The sequence below is a fragment of the Novosphingobium sp. genome (genome assembly GCF_039595395.1).
Classification (GTDB): Bacteria; Pseudomonadota; Alphaproteobacteria; order Sphingomonadales; family Sphingomonadaceae; genus Novosphingobium.
Genome location: NZ_JBCNLP010000001.1, coordinates 3053148 through 3072837, shown reverse-complemented (window position 1 = coordinate 3072837; position 19690 = coordinate 3053148). Strand labels below are relative to the sequence as shown.

19 protein-coding genes and 1 tRNA gene are annotated in these 19690 nt (G+C 65.3%); 10 read left to right on the top strand and 10 right to left on the bottom strand.

What is annotated here, in order from left to right:
• Positions 1 to 25: 25 nt before the first annotated feature.
• A complete protein-coding gene (locus tag ABDW49_RS14210; protein WP_343612670.1) occupies positions 26 to 979 on the bottom strand; it encodes a 2-hydroxyacid dehydrogenase in 954 nt (317 codons plus the stop codon).
• A 33-nt stretch (positions 980 to 1012) separates the two neighbouring features.
• The gene (locus tag ABDW49_RS14205) at positions 1013 to 1948 is read right to left on the bottom strand and encodes a 2-oxoglutarate and iron-dependent oxygenase domain-containing protein (protein ID WP_343612669.1); all 936 of its coding nucleotides are present in this window, start codon (positions 1946 to 1948) and stop codon (positions 1013 to 1015) included.
• A gap of 107 nt (positions 1949 to 2055) precedes the next feature.
• On the opposite strand from ABDW49_RS14205, the gene ABDW49_RS14200 reads away from it, so the two are divergent.
• Both ABDW49_RS14200 and ABDW49_RS14195 read left to right on the top strand, forming a co-directional pair.
• On the top strand, positions 2056 to 2472 hold the full coding sequence (locus ABDW49_RS14200) for an EVE domain-containing protein (protein WP_343612668.1): 417 nt from the start codon (positions 2056 to 2058) through the stop codon (positions 2470 to 2472).
• 105 nt (positions 2473 to 2577) lie between these two features.
• Entirely contained in the window at positions 2578 to 2838 is a 261-nt protein-coding gene (locus ABDW49_RS14195) for a hypothetical protein (protein ID WP_343612667.1), read from the top strand.
• A 42-nt stretch (positions 2839 to 2880) separates the two neighbouring features.
• Here the strand turns inward: ABDW49_RS14195 and ABDW49_RS14190 are convergent, their stop codons facing one another.
• Positions 2881 to 4188, bottom strand: coding sequence for an MFS transporter (locus ABDW49_RS14190; RefSeq protein ID WP_343612666.1), 1308 nt, complete (start codon positions 4186 to 4188; stop codon positions 2881 to 2883).
• Positions 4189 to 4444: 256 nt separating this feature from the next.
• Between ABDW49_RS14190 and pgsA the strand changes: the two genes are divergently transcribed.
• Complete coding sequence (pgsA, locus tag ABDW49_RS14185; protein WP_343612665.1) at positions 4445 to 5020, top strand: CDP-diacylglycerol--glycerol-3-phosphate 3-phosphatidyltransferase; 576 nt, start codon at positions 4445 to 4447, stop codon at positions 5018 to 5020.
• A gap of 33 nt (positions 5021 to 5053) precedes the next feature.
• Here the strand turns inward: pgsA and ABDW49_RS14180 are convergent, their stop codons facing one another.
• From ABDW49_RS14180 to rnd, 4 genes are all read right to left on the bottom strand, one after another.
• Positions 5054 to 5215, bottom strand: a complete 162-nt coding sequence (locus tag ABDW49_RS14180) for a hypothetical protein (protein WP_343612664.1) — start codon at positions 5213 to 5215, stop codon at positions 5054 to 5056.
• Between the two features lie 103 nt (positions 5216 to 5318).
• Positions 5319 to 5966, bottom strand: a complete 648-nt coding sequence (locus tag ABDW49_RS14175) for a YitT family protein (RefSeq protein ID WP_343612663.1) — start codon at positions 5964 to 5966, stop codon at positions 5319 to 5321.
• Complete coding sequence (locus ABDW49_RS14170) at positions 5963 to 6859, bottom strand: hydrogen peroxide-inducible genes activator (RefSeq protein WP_068091014.1); 897 nt, start codon at positions 6857 to 6859, stop codon at positions 5963 to 5965. The genes ABDW49_RS14175 and ABDW49_RS14170 overlap by 4 nt, the downstream gene beginning before the upstream one ends.
• 5 nt (positions 6860 to 6864) lie before the next feature.
• Entirely contained in the window at positions 6865 to 8085 is a 1221-nt protein-coding gene (gene rnd, locus ABDW49_RS14165; protein WP_343612662.1) for a ribonuclease D, read from the bottom strand.
• Between the two features lie 225 nt (positions 8086 to 8310).
• Between rnd and aspS the strand changes: the two genes are divergently transcribed.
• The 5 genes from aspS to ABDW49_RS14140 all read left to right on the top strand — a co-directional run bounded on the left by aspS (position 8311) and on the right by ABDW49_RS14140 (position 13787).
• On the top strand, positions 8311 to 10095 hold the full coding sequence (gene aspS / locus ABDW49_RS14160) for an aspartate--tRNA ligase (protein ID WP_343612661.1): 1785 nt from the start codon (positions 8311 to 8313) through the stop codon (positions 10093 to 10095).
• A 461-nt stretch (positions 10096 to 10556) separates the two neighbouring features.
• Positions 10557 to 10793: an acyl carrier protein gene (locus ABDW49_RS14155; RefSeq protein WP_068091019.1), complete on the top strand. Its 237-nt coding sequence runs from the start codon at positions 10557 to 10559 to the stop codon at positions 10791 to 10793.
• A 318-nt stretch (positions 10794 to 11111) separates the two neighbouring features.
• Positions 11112 to 12377 carry a beta-ketoacyl-ACP synthase II gene (fabF, locus tag ABDW49_RS14150; RefSeq protein ID WP_343612660.1) on the top strand — a complete coding sequence of 422 codons (1266 nt, stop codon included), beginning with the start codon at positions 11112 to 11114 and terminating at the stop codon, positions 12375 to 12377.
• 96 nt (positions 12378 to 12473) lie between these two features.
• Positions 12474 to 13451, top strand: a complete 978-nt coding sequence (gene mltG, locus ABDW49_RS14145) for an endolytic transglycosylase MltG (RefSeq protein WP_343612659.1) — start codon at positions 12474 to 12476, stop codon at positions 13449 to 13451.
• Positions 13452 to 13710: 259 nt separating this feature from the next.
• Positions 13711 to 13787 (top strand) — tRNA-Met (locus tag ABDW49_RS14140).
• Positions 13788 to 13865: 78 nt separating this feature from the next.
• Here ABDW49_RS14140 and ABDW49_RS14135 read toward each other — a convergent pair.
• The 3 genes from ABDW49_RS14135 to ABDW49_RS14125 all read right to left on the bottom strand — a co-directional run bounded on the left by ABDW49_RS14135 (position 13866) and on the right by ABDW49_RS14125 (position 17493).
• Positions 13866 to 14510: a dihydrofolate reductase family protein gene (locus ABDW49_RS14135; protein WP_343612658.1), complete on the bottom strand. Its 645-nt coding sequence runs from the start codon at positions 14508 to 14510 to the stop codon at positions 13866 to 13868.
• A 76-nt stretch (positions 14511 to 14586) separates the two neighbouring features.
• Positions 14587 to 16839 (bottom strand): EAL domain-containing protein, encoded by a 2253-nt coding sequence (locus ABDW49_RS14130; protein WP_343612657.1) that lies wholly within the window; start codon positions 16837 to 16839, stop codon positions 14587 to 14589.
• A gap of 324 nt (positions 16840 to 17163) precedes the next feature.
• Positions 17164 to 17493, bottom strand: coding sequence for a hypothetical protein (locus ABDW49_RS14125; RefSeq protein ID WP_343612656.1), 330 nt, complete (start codon positions 17491 to 17493; stop codon positions 17164 to 17166).
• Positions 17494 to 17743: 250 nt separating this feature from the next.
• On the opposite strand from ABDW49_RS14125, the gene ABDW49_RS14120 reads away from it, so the two are divergent.
• Positions 17744 to 19153 carry an oligopeptide:H+ symporter gene (locus ABDW49_RS14120; RefSeq protein WP_343612655.1) on the top strand — a complete coding sequence of 470 codons (1410 nt, stop codon included), beginning with the start codon at positions 17744 to 17746 and terminating at the stop codon, positions 19151 to 19153.
• A 47-nt stretch (positions 19154 to 19200) separates the two neighbouring features.
• Complete coding sequence (locus ABDW49_RS14115; protein ID WP_343612654.1) at positions 19201 to 19647, top strand: Rrf2 family transcriptional regulator; 447 nt, start codon at positions 19201 to 19203, stop codon at positions 19645 to 19647.
• Positions 19648 to 19690 lie beyond the last annotated feature (43 nt).

Here is a 19690-nt window from a genome sequence, read left to right as displayed (position 1 = left end):
CCCCTCGCATTTCCCTTCTTCCTTTTCAGCGCAAAAAGGGCCGCGTCTCGATCACCGGCGTCAAGGGCTGACCGGTCTCGAACCAGCTCACCAGATTGTCGGCCACCAGTTGCGCCATCGCCTCGCGCGTGAGCGTCGAGGCCGAGCCGATGTGCGGCAGCAGCACCACGCCCGGCTGGTCGAGCAGCGCTTGCGGCACGTTGGGCTCATCCTCGAACACATCGAGCCCGGCCGAGAGGATCGTGCCGTTTTGCAGGGCCTCGATCAGGGCTTCGGTATCCACCACGCTGCCGCGCGCGACATTGATCAGGATGCCGTCGGGGCCCAGTTCGGTCAGCACCTCGGTGCCGACGAGGTGGCGCGTGGCATCGCCGCCCGGCGTCAGCACCACCAGCACATCGACCGCGGCGGCCAGCGTGACGGGGCTTTCGTGCCAGGCGTAGGGCACGTCGCGCTTGTGGCGGGTGTGGTAGTCGATCTCGACGCCGAAGCCTTCCAGGCGCCGGGCGACGGCAAGGCCGATATCGCCAAGGCCGAGGATGCCCACGCGCCGCCCGCGCAGCGAGGGCGAGAGGGGGAAGCTGCCCTTCAGCCAAAGCCCCTCGCGCAGGTGGCGTTCGGCGGCGGGGATCTGGCGGATGGTGGCCAGCAGCAGGCCCAGCGTGAGGTCGGCCACTTCTTCCGTCAGCACGCCGGGCGTGTTGGTGGCGATCAGGCGGCGCGCGGCGATGGCGGGGATATCGAGGTGATCGTATCCCACGCCGAAGCTGCTGATGATCTGCAGATTGGGCAGATGGTTCAGGAAGTCCTCATCGAGCGGGCCGCCCTTGCTCGTGGCGACCATGCCGGTGATGCGGGGGCCCAGCTGAGCCAGAAAATCCTCCCGGTTGGACGCTTCCCACAGGCGATGCAGGGTAAAGCGCCCTTCCAGCCGCTTCTCGATCGCGGGGGCGGGGGCGGTGAAGAGGATTTCGGTCATGGGGCCATCCGACTTGTTGGGGGGAGGTTCGGCTTACATCTTCAAACCGATTTCCCGCAACCTTTCCTGCAGATAGTCGTCCGCCGTGATCGACTCCGGATAGCGGTCGGGGTTTTCCGCCGTGATGCAGCCGGGCAGCGTTTCAAAGCGGAAGTCGGAGCGCAGATGCAGGAAGAAGGGCATCGAATAGCGCGAATGGGCGGCGCGCTGCGCGGTGGGGTTGCGCACGCGATGCGTGGTGGAGGGCAACACATGGTTGGTCAGGCGCTGCAGCATGTCGCCGATGTTGACCACCAGCGCACCCGGCGGCGGGGCGACCTCCATCCAGGTGCCGTTCTTGGTCAGCAGTTCGAGGCCCGCTTCCTCGGCGCCCAGCAGCAGGGTGATGAGGTTGATGTCCTCATGCGCGCCGGCGCGGATGGCGCCTTCGGTGGCATCGGCGATGGGGGGATAGTGCAGCAGGCGCAGCACCGAATTGCCATCCGAGATGGGCTGGTCGAAGAAGTGCTTCTCCAGCCCCAGATCCACCGCGATGGCCGAGAGAATGCGCTCACCGGCATGGTCCAGCGCGGCGTAAAGCTCGCGGAAGGTCTTTTCGAAACCCTCGGGCCTGGTCGGCCAGATGTTGGGCGGCATGGAGGGGCCGGCGAGCGGGCTGCCCTCGGGCAGGTCGCGGCCGACGTGCCAGAATTCCTTCAGATCGTGGCGGGTGGCGCCCTTGGCGATCTCGGTCTTGAAGGGAGTGTAGCCGCGCGCGCCGCCATTGGCGAGGAAGTAGGCGCGCTTTTCCTCTTCGGGCAGGGCGAAGAACTGCTCGGTCAGCGCCCAGGCGCGGGCGACCAGATCGTGGTCGACGCCGTGATCCTTCACCATGGCAAAGCCGAACTGGCGGAAGCTCTGCCCGATGTCGCGCGCGAAATCCGCGGGCGCGCTGGCGAGCGAGAGGACGGGGAGGGAGGTGAGATCCATGGGTAGTCCTGTATATCGGTTGGCGCTAAGGCCGTGTCTGTCTGGGGCGCCCGTGTCCGGTGTCTGCCCTGCTGGAACCGTCCTTAGGCCAAACGAGAGCTTTGCGCATGACCAAAATCAATCATTGGCTGATGAAGTCCGAACCCGACGCCTATTCCTGGGACAGACTGGTCTTAGAGGGCGAGGGGACGTGGGACGGGGTGCGCAACCACCGCGCGGCGAACAATCTGCGCGCGATGGAGGTGGGCGATCAGGCCTTTTTCTATCACTCGAACATCGGGCTGGAGATCGTGGGCATTTGCGAGATCAGCCAGAGCGGCTTGATCGACCCCACCGATGAAACCGGTAAATGGGCCTGCGTGAAGGTGAAGCCGGTGCGCAAGCTGAAGCGCCCGGTGTCGCTCAAGCAGATCAAGGCCGATCCGCAGCTTGCCGAGATCGAGCTGATCCGCTTGTCGCGCCTGTCGGTCAGCGTGATCACGCAGGAGGAATGGGACTATATCATCGGTCTTTCGGAGGGCTGAAAGACCGTCCCATAATGGGACTCTCGGGCCTGTGTCCCGCTGCGGGACTGGGATCGGGCTGCGGATCGCTTCCCCAAAGGTTAAGAAATTCTTAACATCGGGGGCATGAGACGTTCGCTTGTTCTGGGCGATGAAGCCGCCCGTCATCCTTTTCTGCAAAGCCTGCCACCGCATGTGCGCAGCGGGCATTTTGTGCCCGCGCGCCGCAACGTGCCAACGCCTGTCAGGGCCGGAGCGCATCCGTTCCGCGCCGCGCTGGCCGAGCGCCGCAACAGCGCTCTGGCCGGCATCACCGCGCGTGATCTGCGGCAGTTCCTGCTGGCCTATTGCTCATGCTTTCTGGCGGTGAGCGCGTTTATCTGGTGAGTGACGGCGGGTGAGGGCCGTGCCGCTCACCCGCAACAAGGGTCAGGCCGAAGGGCAACCCTCGGCACGGCACAGCCGCAGCGCCAGCCACGCCGAAACGAGGCACAGGGCAGCGGCCAGCAAAAGCTGCTGGATCACCAGCACGCCCAGCGCGCTCAGGCCCGCAGCCAGAATGGCGCCCGCCACCATCGCGCCGGAGTTGACGATGTTGTTGGCGGCAATGGTGCGCGCGGCCTGCGACTTGTGCACGAAGGTCGTCAGAAACGCATAGAGCGGCACCACGAACATGCCGCCCGAAATGGCGATGCCGCCCAGCGTGCCCAGCAGCATCGGCGCCAGCGGCTGGGTCAGGAAATGCGGCACATCCATCAGCACGCCATCCTGCGGCGGCGACCACATCACGCAGGTCTGCTCGAAAGCGACCACGAAGCATGCCATCACCAGCACCGCGATCGGGCTGTAACGCGCCGAGACGCGTCCTTTCAGCAGCGCATTGATCGACACCGAACCGATCGCCACGCCGATCGAGAAGATCACCAGAAACAGGCTGGCGACCTCCTTGCTGGCGTTGAGCACATTCTTGGCCAGCGGCGGAAACTCGATGAAGAGGATCGCGCCGATCGACCAGAAGAAGCTGATCGCCATGATTGCCAGAAACACCCGCCGGTCATGCATGGTGTTGCGCACCAGATTGGCCGAGGAGCGGAAGATGTGGAAATCGAGCGGCTCGGGCGCGACCAGCGGCGGGGCGGGCGGCACCGACAGGCTGGAGGCATAGCCCACCAGCGCGGTGACGACCACGCCGCCTGCCGCCCATTCCACCGGAATCCAGCCCGCCAGAATCGTGCCGACCAGAATGGCGATATAGGTGCCCGCTTCCACCAGACCCGTACCCGCCAGCACCTCATTCTCATGCAGGTGCTGCGGCAGGATGGCGTATTTGATCGGCCCGAAGAAGGTGGAATGCACCCCCATGCCGAACAGCGCCAGCAGCATCAGCGGCACCGCCACATCCTCCACCACCATGCCTTTCCACGCCAGTAGCAGCCCGCAGGCGCCCACCGTCATGATGCCGATCTCGGCCAGCTTGATGAAGCGGATCAGCCTGGCCTTGTCGCGCATATCGGCCAGTTGCCCGGCCAGCGCGGAGAACAGGAAGAAGGGCAGGATGAACAGGAACGAGGACAGGGCCGAGAAGTTCGCCTCCGCCTTGTCCGAATCATAGACGCTGTAAACAACGAAAAACACGAGCGCATTCTTGAACAGATTGTCGTTGAAGGCGCCGAGCAGCTGGGTGACAAACAGCGGCAGGAAACGCCTGCGCCGCACCAGATGCGTGGATGTGGTCATGGAAACTGGCTTGCGCCCCTCTGGTGTTCGTTCCCGCGCAGTCCTAGCGGATGCAGGGCGGGCCGCAAGAGCGGATACGGCCGGAGCCGCAGAATGAACGCGGGCTTTGCCGCATGATGGATGGATCGCTCAGGGCTTTAGCGGATATGGGCAGGCCCGCAAGGAGTCTCGCAAGGCAGGGCGTGAAATGCCTGCCACAGGAGTTTTTGCAGCCCCATCTTTTTCCTCGCCGTTTTGCGCGCTATGGGCTTGGGCGATGCTGACCTTGCCCAATGTTCTGACGCTGTCGCGTATCTTTGCCGTCCCGCTGCTCGTGTGGCTGCTATGGTGGCCGACATGGCGTCTGGGGTATGGTCTGGCCTATGGCATGTACTGCCTGATGGGCATCACCGACTATTTCGACGGCTATCTGGCCCGCGCCAAGGGCACGGTGTCGAAGCTGGGCATTTTCCTCGACCCCATCGCCGACAAGATCATGGTCGCGGCCGTGATCCTGGTGCTGACGGGCAAGAATGTGATCGGCGGCGTGCATGTGATCGCCGCGCTGGTGATTCTGCTGCGCGAGATCGCTGTGTCGGGCCTGCGGGAGTTTCTGGGCGGCATCCGCGTCTCGGTGCCGGTGTCGCAGCTCGCCAAGTGGAAGACGACCTTCCAGATGGTGTCGCTGGGCAGCCTGATCCTGATTCCGGCGGTGCCCGGCTGGTCGGTGCCTTTCACCGGGGGCTGGCTGACACCCGCTTCGGTGGGCTTTGTCACGCTGTGGGTCGCGGCGGCCCTGACGGTCATCACCGGCTGGGATTATCTGCGGGTCGGCCTCAAGCATATGGACTGAGGGCGGGGCCGCCGCAGCGGCCCCGCGCGAATTTTAGCGGACCCAGCGGCACACACGCTTGACGTGGTGATGGTCGCGCACGGTCTTGCACACCTTGCGGGGCGGATGATGCGGACGCGCCAGCGCGGGGGTGGCGCTGGTCACGGCAAAGGCAAGGCCGGTCAGAACGAGGGTGGCCATGGTCTTGCGGTTCATAAGATAAGCTCCTGATATCAGCGGCTGCAGGGCCGCCCGGCAGCTTAATGCCCGAGCGCGGGGCCTGTTCCTGTCGGTGAGGCCGGACGCCGCTGGGGTGCGGTCAACTGTCGGCCAGATAGCGGTCGGGCCGGTGCCAGACCAGCACCACCGCATTCATCGAGAGCGCCGCCACCAGCGACCAGATGCCCCGCTCGGGCCCCAGCACGATGAAGGCGACGGTCACGATCATGGCGTCAATCCCCATGCAGATCGCGCCGAAATTCCAGCCCTTCAGGCGGCTGAGCCAGCGCGCGATCACCGCGCTGCCGCCCACGCCCGTGGCATGGCGGGTAACGGCCAGCACGCCCATGCCGGTGACGGTGCCGCCCACCAGCGAGGCCATCGGCGGGGCAATGGCGGCGATCATCATCTGCCCGGCGACCACCTGCACCAGCGCCATGATGGCGATGGTGGCGACCACGGTGCGCAGAATATAGGCCGTGCCCAGCATCCGCCAGAAAGCGAGGAAAATCGGCAGGTTGATGATGGCAAACAACTGCCCGGCGCTGAACGGCACGAAATAGGACACCATCAGCGCGATCCCCGCCACGCCCCCGGTGATCAGCCCGGCCATGCGCAGCAGATAGAGCCCCAGCGCGATCAGCACACAGCCGATGAAGATGCCGTAGAGATCCTCCACCACCGTATGGGGGACGCCGCGCAGGTCGGCGATCTCGTCCATCGACTCAGGAGGGAGGTTATCGCTCATCCGGCGCGCAATTCCTCGGCCAGCAGGCGAAATTCTTCCGAGCGGGGGCTGTTCTTGCGCCAGACCAGCGCGATCTCGCGGTTGGCGGCCTCCGATTTCAGCGGGCGCGCCACCACATTGGTGCCGTTGAGAATGCCCGCATCCAGCGCCATTTCGGGCAGCATGGTCAGGCCCAGCCCATTGTCCACCATCTGCACCAGCGTGTGCAGCGAGGTGCCGATCATCGTCGCCGAAGCGCGCAGTTCGGGCCGGTTGCAGGCCGCCAGCGCGTGATCCTTCAGGCAATGCCCGTCTTCCAGCAGCAGCAGACGGTTTTCCTCGATCATGCCGGGCAGGATTTCCTGCGGCGGATCGCGCGGATCGTCCTTGGGAAAGGCCACAAACAGCGCGTCGAGTTCGATGGTTTCCTTCTCCACCTCGCCGGTGGCGAAGGGCAGGGCCAGCAGCACGCAATCGGCGCGGCCATGATGCAGCGACTCGACGGCCTGAGCGCTGGGCTCCTCACGCAGGAAGAGCTTGAGGTTGGGGCGCTCGCGGCGCAGGCGGGGCAGCATGCGCGGCAGCAGGAAGGGCGCGATGGTGGGGATCACGCTCATCCGCACCTCGCCCGAGAGGGGCTGGCTGGAGGAGTGGATCAGGTCGGAAAGTTCCTCGGCCTCGCGCAGGATGCGGTGCGATTTCTCGACCACCGAATTGCCCAGCGGGGTGAAGCGGACATTGCGCTTGGTGCGCTCCACCAGCACCACGCCCAGCAGCGTTTCGAGATCGCGCAACCCCGCCGAAAGCGTCGATTGCGAGACGAAACAGGCCTCCGCGGCGCGGCCGAAATGGCCATGCTCATGCAGGGCCACCAGATATTGCAACTGCTTGAGGGTGGGCTGATAGACGTGCATCCGCCTTACTGCTCCGTCTCGGGGGCAGGGGCTTCGGCAGGCGCGGCGACAGGCGGCACATCGTCGACATGCGTCATTTTCAGGCGACCATTGACCACGGCGAAGGCCAGCTTGCCCTCCACCAGATCGAGCGCATCCTTGCCGAACACGCCCACGCGCCAGCCTTCGAGAATCGGCAGATCCTTGCGGACGCCAGCGGCCAGCAGTTCCAGATCGTCGGAGCGGGCCAGCAGGCGGGCGGCAACGTCGATCTCCCGCGCGCGGATCTTCAGCAGCAGTTTCAGCAGATCGGCAACCAGCGCGCCCTCCTTGCCCAGCGGGGCGCCGCGCGGGGTGCGCGGGGGCAGCTCGTCTTCATGCAGCGGCTTGGAATTGTCGATGGCCTGCATCAGGCGCTTGCCGATCTCATTGTCCTTCCAGCCCGGCGAGAGGCCGCGCACCTTGGCCAGATCGGCCTGCGCCTTGGGCGGATGGCTGGCGATATCGGCCAGAGTCTCGTCGCGGGCGATGCGGCCGCGCGGGATGTTCTTGTCCTGCGCCTCATGCTCGCGCCATGCGGCCAGAGCCTTGAGGCGGCCCAGCATGGCGGGATTGCGCCCGGCGGCCTTGATCTTCAGCCAGGCATTGCCCGCATCATTGGCGTAATTCGCTGGATCGGCCAGCTTTTCCATCTCCGCGTCCAGCCATTCGCCGCGCCCGGTCTTGATCAGGCGCTGCAGCAGCTTGGGGAAGATCTTCGCCAGATGGGTGACATCGCCGATGGCATATTCGATCTGGCGCTCGGTCAGCGGACGGCGGCTCCAGTCGGTGAAGCGCGCGCCCTTGTCGATCGTCAGGCCCAGCCACGCCTCGACCAGATTCGAATAGCCGATCTGCTCGCTCTGGCTGATGGCCATCATCGCGATCTGCGTGTCGAAAATCGGGTGAGGGGTCTTGCCGGTCAGATTGTAGATGATTTCCACATCCTGCCCGCCCGCGTGGAAAATCTTGAGGACATCCTCATTGTCCACCAGCAAATCGAGCAGCGGCGACAGGTCCAGTCCCGGCGCCTTGGGATCGATGGCGGCGGCTTCCTTGCTGTCGGCGATCTGGATCAGGCAGAGCTCGGGCCAGTAGGTGCTCTCGCGCATGAATTCGGTGTCGACGCAGATAAAATCGGCCTGCGACAGGCGGTCGCACAGATCGGCCAGCGCGTCGGTGGTGGTGATCAGCGGGTGAATCTTCATGATGCGTCTTTTCGTTCTTTCGTTGGCCCGGATGCGAGCCGCGCCCGTCACGACAGATGCCGTTCGAGCAGGGATGGGTGAGGGAACATGCCCCTCTCGGCTTGACAAACAGGCGGCATTGCATTGTTAGCCGCCCTACGCGTCCGGCGCCGGTCGGTGCGCGTTGCACTCCCCTGCCTCAAAGGTTCCGTCATGGAAAGGGGGCTTATGGAAAGAGTTTCTTCGATGCATCCCTATCGTTCGCACAACTGTGGCGCCCTTAACCGCGATGCGGTGGGCCAGGACATTCGTCTTTCGGGCTGGGTCCATCGCAAGCGCGACCATGGCGGCGTGCTCTTCGTCGACCTGCGCGACCATTACGGCATCACCCAGATCGTGGCCGACAGTGACAGTCCGGCGCTCGCCATCCTCGATTCGCTGCGCGTCGAAAGCGTGGTGACCATCGACGGCACGGTGAAGGCCCGCAGCGAGGGTACCGTCAACCCCAACCTGCCGACCGGCGCCATCGAGGTCTATGCCCGCGCCGCCACCGTGCTTTCGCGCGCGGAAGAGCTGCCGATGCCGGTGGCCGGTGAGCAGGAGTACCCTGAGGAAATCCGCCTCAAGTACCGCTTCCTCGACCTGCGCCGCGAGACGCTTCACGCCAACATCGTGAAGCGCACCCAGGTGATCAGCGCCATGCGCCGCGCCATGGAAGACACCGGCTTCACCGAATATTCGACGCCGATCCTGACCGCCAGCAGCCCCGAGGGCGCGCGCGACTTCCTGGTGCCCAGCCGCATCCACCCCGGCACCTTCTTCGCGCTGCCTCAGGCGCCCCAGCAGTACAAGCAGCTGCTGATGGTGGCCGGTTTCGACCGCTATTTCCAGATCGCCCCCTGCTTCCGCGACGAAGACCCCCGTGCCGACCGTCTGCCCGGCGAGTTCTACCAGCTCGATCTGGAAATGAGCTTCGTCACGCAGGAAGAGGTGTGGGAGACGATGGAGCCGGTGATCGGCGGCATCTTCGAGAAGTTCGCCGACGGCAAGGCCATGACCCCCATCGGCCAGTTCCCGCGCATCGCCTATGATGACGCGATCCTGAAGTATGGCAGCGACAAGCCCGATCTGCGCAACCCGCTGATCATCAGCGATGTGTCGCATCACTTCACGACCTCGGGCTTCGGCCTGTTCGAGAAGATCGTCGGCACCGGCGGCGTGGTCCGCGCGATTCCCGCCCCGAACACCGCCGAAAAGAGCCGCAAGTTCTTCGACGAGATGAACGAATGGGCGCGCAGCGAAGGCTATGCGGGCCTGGGCTATGTCACCCGCAAGGGCGGCGAGTTCGGCGGCCCCATCGCCAAGAATCACGGCACCGAAGGCATGGAAAAGCTCTATGCCGAGCTGGGTCTGGGTGCCGACGACGGCCTGTTCTTCGCCGCCGGCAAGCCCGATCAGGCCGCCAAGCTGGCCGGCGTTGCCCGCACGCGCTGCGCGGAGCAGCTCGACCTGATCGAGAAGGGCGCCTTCCGCCTATGCTGGATCGTCGACTTCCCCTTCTTCGAGGAAGGCGAGGAGCCGGGCAGCATCGACTTCGCCCACAACCCCTTCTCCATGCCGCAGGGCGGGATCGAGGCGCTGACCGACGGGCGTGATCCGCTCTCGATCAAGGCCTTCCAGTACGATCTGGTCTGCAACGGCTTCGAGATCGCTTCGGGCTCGATCCGTAACCAGCACCCCGATCTGATGGTCAAGGCCTTCGAGATGGTGGGTCTCTCCAAGCAGGACGTGGAGGATCGCTTCGGCGGCATGTATCGCGCGTTCCAGTATGGCGCCCCGCCGCATGGCGGCATGGCCGCCGGTGTGGACCGCATCGTCATGCTGATCTGCGGCGCGCAGAATCTGCGCGAGGTCACGCTGTTCCCGATGAACCAGCGTGCCGAGGATCTGCTGATGAACGCCCCGGCGCCCGCCAGCCTCAAGCAGCTGCGCGAGCTTCACATCCGCGTGATCGAGCCTTCGAAGAGCTGAGGATTTGTTGTGAAATCCGGCGAAAGCCGGATTTCGCGGCACCGGCCCTCTCCCCCGCCCGGCCACCCATCGGCAGTATCGTGTGGGTGGCCGGGCGGGGGAGAGGGCCGGTGCCGAACCAAAAATGTGCTCTTCCGCACATTTTTGCCAACATGGCGCTGATCCGTTTTGAGACGAATACGGATGCGGTGGGCACCGGCCCGCCGCATCCGGCTTTCAGGGGCGGGAAGAGCGCCCCATACAGCCCGGAACGGCTGCGATTCGGCAGGGTTTGCTGCGACAATCGGTCACACAAATATCCCTGCGAATCACGTTTCGCCGCTGTAAAGCGCGATTGCGTCGCATAAGGCCGGGTCGCCGGTGCCGCCGCTTTCGCTATGCCTCTTGCCAGTGCCCTTGCCAGCCATTAGTGGCGTGGGCCGATAGAGTTTTTTGTTTTGCCGCTTCTTAAGGGGAATACCATGAGCGACACCGCTGACCGCGTGAAGAAGATCGTTGTCGAGCACCTGGGCGTCGAGGCCGAGAAGGTCACCGAAGACGCAAGCTTCATCGACGATCTGGGCGCAGACAGCCTTGACATCGTCGAGCTGGTGATGGCCTTCGAGGAAGAGTTCGGCGTTGAGATCCCGGACGATGCCGCCGAGAAGATCAGCACCGTCTCGGACGCGATCAAGTACATCGACGAGCACAAGGGCTGATCCCTCAGCCTTCGGGTTCCCGGCCGCGCCCCAACAGGCGTGGGCCGGTGCCCCTGGGGCAGGTGGATATGGCTCAAGGGCGCGATAAAACGCCCCGCCATGCCGCCGCCCAAGGGCGAGCACAAGAGCTCGCCAAAACCCTCGGCAAGCAGGCGCACTGGTTTTAGGTTCCAGTGTTCCTATATGACCAGAAGGCCGATGAACCGGTCCTGAAGGGTCCGTCAGAGGGAATGGCAGGCTCGGTCCGAGAGGGCTGGGCCTGTTGCTGTCTCAACCCGGCAAGTTTCGCGCCGGGGATGCAGGAAGGATAAAGCATTCATGACGCGTCGTGTCGTTGTCACCGGACTTGGTCTGGTCACCCCGCTGGGGGCTGACGTGGAAACCGCCTGGGCGAATCTGCTGGCGAGCAAGTCGGGCGCGGGGCGCATCACGCGCTTCGACACCACGGGGCAGAAATGTCATATCGCCTGCGAGGTGAAGCCCGCAGATCATGAATATGGCTTCGATCCCAACAAGCGCGTGGACCACAAGGTGCAGCGCCAGGTCGACCCCTTCATCGTTTACGGCATCGACGCCGCGGGCCAGGCGCTGGAAGACGCCGGCCTGATCGACATGCCCGAAGCGATGAAGCTGCGCGCCGGTTGCAGCATCGGCAGCGGCATCGGTGGCCTGCCCGGCATCGAGAGCGAATCGCTGGTGCTGGCCGAGAAGGGCCCGGCCCGCGTCTCGCCGCATTTCGTCCATGGCCGCCTGATCAATCTGATCTCGGGCCAGGTCTCGATCAAATATGGCCTGATGGGCCCCAACCACGCGGTCGTCACCGCTTGCTCGACCGGCGCCCATTCGATTGGCGACGCCGCGCGCATGATCAAGGATGACGATTGCGACATCATGCTGGCGGGCGGCGCGGAAAGCACCATCTGCCCCATCGGTATCGCCGGTTTCGCCCAGGCGCGCGCCCTGTGCACCGCCTTCAACGATGAGCCCGAAAAGGCCAGCCGCCCCTATGACAAGGACCGCGACGGTTTCGTCATGGGCGAGGGCGCGGGCGTGGTCGTGCTGGAAGAGTATGAGCATGCCAAGGCGCGCGGCGCCAAGATCTATGCCGAGGTGGTGGGCTATGGCCTCTCGGGCGATGCCTTCCATGTGACGGCGCCGCATCCCGAGGGCTTCGGCGCCTACCGCTCGATGGAGATGGCGCTGAAGAAGGCGGGCATGACCACGGCCGACATCGACTACATCAACGCCCATGGCACCTCGACGATGGCCGACACCATCGAGCTGGGCGCGGTGCGCCGTCTGTTCGGCGATGACATTGGCCGTGTCTCGATGTCCTCGACCAAGAGCGCCATCGGCCATCTGCTGGGCGGCGCTGGCGCTGTCGAGACGATCTTCTGCATTCTGGCCCTGCGCGACCAGATCGTGCCGCCCACGCTCAATCTGGATACGCCCGATGAGGGCACCGATGGCGTCGATCTGGTGCCGCATGTCGCCAAGAAGCGGGTTGTGCGCGCGGCGCTTAACAACAGCTTCGGTTTCGGTGGCACCAATGCCAGCGTGATCGTCAAGGCGATCGAAGACTGAGATGGAGTGGGGGCCGGGGGGCTTGAACCCCGGCCCCGCCGTCACATATCGGCCTGATGGCCAACTGGCATTAAATTCGGCGGCATATTGAGCGGCATGAAGAAGAAGACCTCTCTGATTCTGGCCGGTGTGGCCGCCTTGGTGGTTGTGGTGCCTGGTGGCGCCCTGCTGCATGGCTATTACGGCGCCGGGCCGCTGGCCGCCGAAAAGAATTTCATCGTGCCTGATGGCGCCAAGCTGTCCGATGTGGCGGTGAAGCTGCAGGCTTCGGGCGCGGTCTATTCGGCGCGGGCCTTCCGCTTCCATGTCCGCCTGATGGGCAGCAGCGAGGCCCATATCAAGGCGGGCGAGTTCCTGCTGCCCAAGGGCGCCAGCGAATCGAAGATCTTCGGCATCCTGACCGGGAAGGAGGCGCTGCGCCGCTTCGTCACCGTGCCCGAGGGCCTGCCCAGCATCATGGTGCAGGAACGGCTGATGGCGCAAAGCGCGCTGACCGGCCCGGTGACCGTGCCTGACGAAGGCTCGATCCTGCCCGACACCTATGATGTGAAGGCGGGCGAGACGCGCGTGCAGGTCGTCACCCGCATGCAGGCGGGCATGACCAAGCTGCTGAAGGAAGCCTGGGACAAGCGCGATCCCTCCATCCCCGTAAAGACGCCGAAGGAAGCGCTGACGCTGGCCTCCATCGTCGAGAAGGAAACCGGCAAGCCCACCGAGCGCGCGATGGTGGCAGGCCTCTACGAGAACCGGCTGAGGCAGGATATGCCGCTGCAGGCCGACCCGACGATCATCTACCCGATCACGCGGGGCAAGCCGCTGGGCCGCCGCATCCTGCACAGCGAGATCGTCGCCCAGAACGATTACAACACCTATTCGATGAAGGGCCTGCCCAAGGGCCCCATCACCAATCCGGGCCGCGCCAGCATCGAGGCGGTGCTGCATCCGGCGAAAACCCAGGCGCTCTATATGGTGGCCGACGGCACGGGCGGCCATGCCTTTGCCGACACGCTCGAGCAGCACAACGAGAACGTGAAGAAGTGGTTCGCCATCCGCCGCGCCAAGGGCGAGATCTGAGCCGCACAGCCTGCCGGGGTTAATCCGCGCCCCTTGCTTTTGCCCGAAAGTTTCTGACATGCCGTGCGCTGCATGGCGTGCGTGGGCGTGCCTGCGCGCCCTGTTGCGCGAGAGGTGAGGGGGTTCTCTCCCATCTGCACAAGAAAATGCATGGGATGCATTTTTCCTGGTTGACCCCCGCGCAACCCCCGCCTAAGGACCGCGCCTGCCCCGGACGGACGATCCGAAAGGCGGCGGAAAAGCCCATGCGGCAACGTGTGGCGGAGTAGCTCAGTCGGTTAGAGCAGCGGAATCATAATCCGCGTGTCGGGGGTTCGAGTCCCTCCTCCGCTACCACTTTTCAAACATTTGGTGGATCAGCGCCGGGCGGTTTACCCGTGTACGCAACACCGGCGCGCAGGTTTGCCTGCCACCTCATTCCCGCTTGATCACAAGATGCGTCGCCAGCTCCGAAGGGGTGGACTCGGTCACGCGATAGCCCAGCGCGGACAGATCCAGCCCCGCGAACAGAGCCTCACCCCGGCCCAGCAACACCGGCGAGAGCGCGACATGCATCTCGTCGACCAATCCCGCCTGCAGATATTGCCGCACCGTCGCCACGCCGCCGCCGATCTTCACATCCGCGCTGCCCGCCGCCGCGCGTGCGCGCTCCAGCGCGACCTCGATGCCTTCGGTCACGAAGTGGAAGGTGGTGCCGCCCTCCATGACAATGGGCGCGCGGGGGTGGTGGGTGAGGATAAAGGTCGGCGCGTGATAGGGCGGATTGTCGCCCCACCAGCCTTTCCACGCATCATCGGGCCAGTCGCCACGGATGGGGCCGAACATGTTGCGCCCCAGGATAAAGGCGCCAAAGCCATCCATCGAGCGATGGGCAAACGCCTCATCCACCCCGTCCGAGCCGCCATCCCGGCCGGTCATCGCGCGGAAGGTTTTCGTGCCGAAGAACCACGTGAACATCTCCGGGCCGCGCTGGCCCAGCGGGTTTTCGAGGCTCTGCTCGGGCCCCGCGCCGAAACCGTCCAGCGAGAGGGAAAAACCCGCGACTCTGACACGCCCCATTTCAGCCTCCTCGATTGTTATGTGTATGCTGCCTTGCCCCGGCGCCCGGTGCAACGCTCAACGCGGCAAGCCGCCCTCAGGCGACGTTGCGCGTGCCCGACCGCCCGGCGATAAAGGCCAGCACCGCCTCCTCGGGCAGGGCGGGGGTGAAGAGATAGCCTTGCAGCTCGTTGCAGCCCGCCTCGGAGAGGCGGCTCATCTGGTCGCGGTTCTCCACGCCCTCGGCGGTCACCGTCAGCCCCATGGCATGGCCCAGCGTGACGACCGAGGTGACGATGGCCGCCGCCTCCGCATCATGGCCCAGATTGTTGGTGAAGGAGCGGTCGATCTTGATCTTGTCGATCTTGAAATGCCGCAGATGGCTGAGCGAGGAATAGCCCGTGCCGAAATCGTCCAGAGCGATGCGGAAGCCCGCCTCGCGCAGGGCGCGCATGGCGTCTGCGGCGGGGGAATCCTCGCTCAGCAGCACGCTTTCGGTGATTTCCAGCTCGATCTGCGCCGGGCGGCATCCGGCCTGCGCCACGATGGCGACAAAGCGCTCCGCCACCAGCGGCACGCGCAACTGCACCGGCGAGACATTGACCGCCACGAAAAGCTCGGGCAGCCGCGCCGCCATGCCGCTGGCCTGCGCCAGCACCCATTCGCCCAGCGGCAGGATCAGCCCGGTTTCCTCGGCGATGGGGATGAACTGCTCGGGCGGCAGCATGCCCCGCGTCGGGTGGTTCCAGCGGGTCAGCGCCTCCAGCCCGATGACCTTGCCGCTGCCCGCATCGATCTCGGGCTGGTAATGCACCGCAAGGCCGGTGCCGGTGGTGAGGGCATGGCGCAATTCGTCCTCGATCTGGCCGCGCAGCCGGACGGTCTCATCCATCGAGGGGACGAAGATCTGGAAGCGCCCGCGCCCGCCATGCTTGGCCTGATAGAGCGCGATGTCGGCCTTGCGCATCAGCTCGCCGCGATCCATCCCGGCGTCGGGCGTGCAGGCCACGCCGATGCTGACGCCCACGAAGGTCTGGCTGCCCATCAGCATGAAGGGCTCATCGACGGTGGCGAGAATGCGCTCGCACAGGATGGGGATGTCGGCATCGTCCTCGATGTCGCAGGCCAGCAGGCAGAACTCGTCGCCCCCCAGCCGCGCCACCGTGTCCGAGGCGCGCACCGTTTCGCAGAGGCGCTGCGCGAAGTCGCGGATCAGCGCGTCGCCCGCGGCATGGCCCAGCGTGTCGTTCACCTGCTTGAACCGGTCGAGATCGAGCGCCAGCACCGCGCAGCGCTTGCCCCGCCGCGCGCGGGCCAGCGCCTGGTCGAGCCGGTCGTGAAACAGGGCGCGGTTGGCAAGGCCGGTGAGCACGTCATGAAAGGCCAGATGCTGCGCCTGTGCCTCGCTGGCCTGCAGGTCGAGCACTGCCGCCGACAGCCGCTTGCCCGAGCGCCACAGCGACCAGACCAGCGTGGCCATCGCGCCCAGCATCACCAGCAGCACCAGCCCCGCCATCGGCCCCAGATAGCGGGTGATCAGCCGTCCGGGCACATCGGCGCGCCAGAACAGGAAGCCGAGCCGCTCATCCATCTGGTCACGGATTTCGATGCCGGTCTCGCCGGAGCGGGGGGCGGCGTTCAGGGACAGGCGCAGGCCCTTGAGCATGTTCCATGTCGCCAGACGTTGCAGATATCGCGCATCGAGAAAGCGGACGCTGACCAGAAAATGCGGGCCCGTCTCATTGCTGCCGCCGATGCGCATCACGCTGGCGATGGCGGGCAGGCCGGTCACCTGCGTCGTGTCGCTGGCATAGGTGGTGCTGGCGCGGGTCAGCACGGTGGAGCGGCGGCGCGGGACATGGCCGTAATCGGCGCGGCCGCCCGGCGCCTTCTGGTCGCGCACCACGGCGAGGAAGGGCGCCAGATCCTTCTCCACCCGCCCGTAACGCGCGGTGGGCACCTGCCGGCCTTCCTCGAAGGCGTAGACGGGCCTGCCCTCGGCATCGAGGATGAAGGTCATGTCGTGATGGTACATGTCGCGCAGCCAGCCGCCCACCTCGCGGTCGAGCCAGCGCGGGTCGATCGGCTTGGCGGCAAGATGCTGGATGAGCTGCCCCCATATGGCGATGCCCTGCTGCTCATAGGCCAGTTCGTCGGCGCTGCTGGAAAGCGCCTGACGCGCCAGCTCGGACTGATGCTCCAGCATGACGGCATCGCTGGTTCGCGTGGCCCAGAGCAGGCCGCCAAAGGTAAAGCCCACCACCGCCAGCGCCAGCAAGGCCACCGGCAGCAGCACCTGCCGGCGGAAAGAGGGACGGAAGGCCCCATTGTGAGCGGGCTGCTGATACACGCGACATCTCGTCCTGTGGCCGCTGCGGGCATGAGCGGCTCCGGCAGCGTTTTCGGCGGGGCCAAAACGGGAAATTGTGTCGATGCAGTCCGCTGAAAACGCCTTTGCCCCATGCTTGGGGGATCAGGCGGAAATTATCGGTGGCGACCGCTTAGGGGATAGCCGCAGGTGAGGTCGGGAGAGGGGCCCCGACAGGCATCGCCGAAAGCCTCGCCGGTTTGCGCCGTGGCTGAGGGCTGTGCAAAGCGGGGAGATGGATCAAGGGTTTGATGTCTTCAGCCCCCATGGCGTGATCGACGCCATGGGGGGCTTGAGACCGGTGCCTTAGCGACCGATGGCGCGCGACTGGGCGTTTTCCTCGGCGTTCAGGCGGTGCTGCTGGCCAGGGGTGATGTAGCCGCCATTGGCGCGGGCATCGGCATGATCCTGTGCGGCGATCGAGCGGTCGGTGGCGCGCATCGCACGGGCCTGACCACGGGTGATCTCGCCCTCGCGGCGTTCCTGATTGATGCGGGCGAGTTGGTGATGCTCGCGGTGAAGGACCTCGGACTGGCGCGGATGGCGCTGGTTCCAGGTGGCGGCATTGGCGCTGGTGCCCACGGCGGCCAGCGAGGCGGCGGTGGCAAGGGCGAGGATGAGCTTGCTGGTGACCATGATGCTTGCACTCCTGAAGTCCGGAGGACCCTCCCGTCCGGTGATCGCCTTCTGCGCCGAGTCCGTTGAACCGGGGCTGAGGCGCGATGAAAGGTGGCGTTCAGTTGTGGGGCAGGGGGCGGCCACCGTTGACCTCAGGCGCATTGAGGCACCCGGCCTCCTGCCCTATGGAATGGGAGGGTATCGGTGGATGCCGCTGCTCCAGTTGTCGCCTCAGTTGTCGTCCCAGTGGTCTCAAGGTCAGGATGGAATGAACGAAAACCCTGTCGCCGCCCCGCAGCATGAGGTGCAGCAGACGCCGCAGCATATGTCGGACAGGGCCTTTCTGGGGCATCCGCGCGGGCTGGGCTATCTGGCCTTTTCCGAAGGGTGGGAGCGGTTTTCCTATTACGGCATGACCGCGCTGCTGGCGCTCTACAGCGCGCAATATCTCTTCACGCCGGGCCATATTGAAAAGATCTGGGGCTTTACCCCGTTCCGCCATCTGCTGGAGATGTTCTTCGGGCCGCTGACGCCGCTGACCATGGGCGGGGCGATTGCCGCGCTCTACAGCGCTCTGGTCTATCTCACCCCGCTGCTGGGCGGCTTTGTGGCGGATCGTTACATCGGGCGCACGCGGGCGGTGATCTTCGGCGCGGTGACCATGGCGATCGGCCATTTTTGCATGGCTTTCGACCAGACCTATCTGATCGCTCTGGCCTGCATTCTGCTGGGCAGCGGCTTCTTCAAGGGCAATCTGGCGGCGCAGGTGGGCGATCTTTACGCCGCCGACGATCTGCGCCGCGCGGACGCTTTCCAGATCTACACGCTGGCGATCCAGGTCGCGGTGATCGTCTCCCCGATCGTCTGCGGCTTTCTGGGGCAGAAGGTGGCCTGGCATGCCGGTTTCGGCGCGGCGGGCGTGGGCATGCTGATCGGCCTTGGCATTTATCTCGCCGGGCATCGCTGGCTGCCCGCCGAGCCCAAGCCCGAACCCGGCCATATCGCCGAGCCGCGCCCCAAACTGCAGCCCGGCGAGGGCAAGCGCATCGCCTTGCTGGTGCTGCTGATCCCGGTGCTGGCCTGTGCCTATGTCGGCAATCAGCAGATTTTCGCCGCCTATGAGCTGTGGGGCGACGCGCATTACCGGCTGGAGTTTTTCGGGCACGCCATTCCGGCCAGCTTCCTGATTTCGCTCGACGCCATCGTCTCGACCACGCTGCTGATCGCGGTCGTTGCCTTCTGGCGCTGGTGGAGCACCTTCCGCCCCGAGCCCGACGAGATCACCAAGATCACCTTCGGCATCTTCATGGCCGCGCTGGCGCCGCTCTGCCTGGCGTTGGGCGCGATGCATGAGGCCGCGACGGGAGAGAAGATCGGTCTGGGCTGGGCGCTGGGCTTTCACATCCTCAACGACATCGGCTTCGTCCATATCTATCCGGTGGGCATCGCGCTCTATTCGCGCGTCGCGCCCAAGGCGGTGAATGCGACGATGATGGCGTCCTATCTGCTCGCGCTGTTTCTGGCCGGGATGATCGTGACCAAGCTGGCGACCCTGCTCGACAAGCTGCCCGGCGCGGCCTTCTGGGGCCTGCATGCCGCGATCATCGCCGGGGCCGGGGTGGTGATGCTGATCGTGCGCTCTGCCGCCGGGCGCCTGCTGGCGCCGGTTGTCGAGTAGGTCCGGGCGTTTTTGCGGCTTCGGGCCGGGCATGATAGGGGACGAGGATGCAACTTGATGGCCGCTTGTCGCGCATGCTCCATGTGCTGATCCATATGGACCGGGTCGAAGGGCCGATCACCTCGGCTCAGGCGGCGCAGATGCTCCATACCAATCCGGTTGTCGTGCGCCGCACGATGGCGGGCCTGCGTGAGGCTGGATTCGTGCGCTCGGAGAAGGGGCATGCCGGGGGATGGCGGCTGGTTGTCTCGCTCGACAGCGTGACGATGCTTGATATCTACCGCGCCGTGGGCGAGCCGCGCATTTTCGCGATCGGGCTTGCGGACCCGGCGCCCGATTGTCTGGTCGAGCAGGCGGTCAATGAGTCCATGAGCGAGGCGCTGGGCGCGGCCGAGGCCATGCTGATCGCGCGGCTGGGGCAGGTCACGCTGGCGCAGATCGCGAAAGGTTTCGAGGCGCGCCATGCCACATGCGTGACGGCGGGGGAACGATAGGGGCGAAGCGGGTTTGCCGTACTTTTACCGCACCCATCCTCTT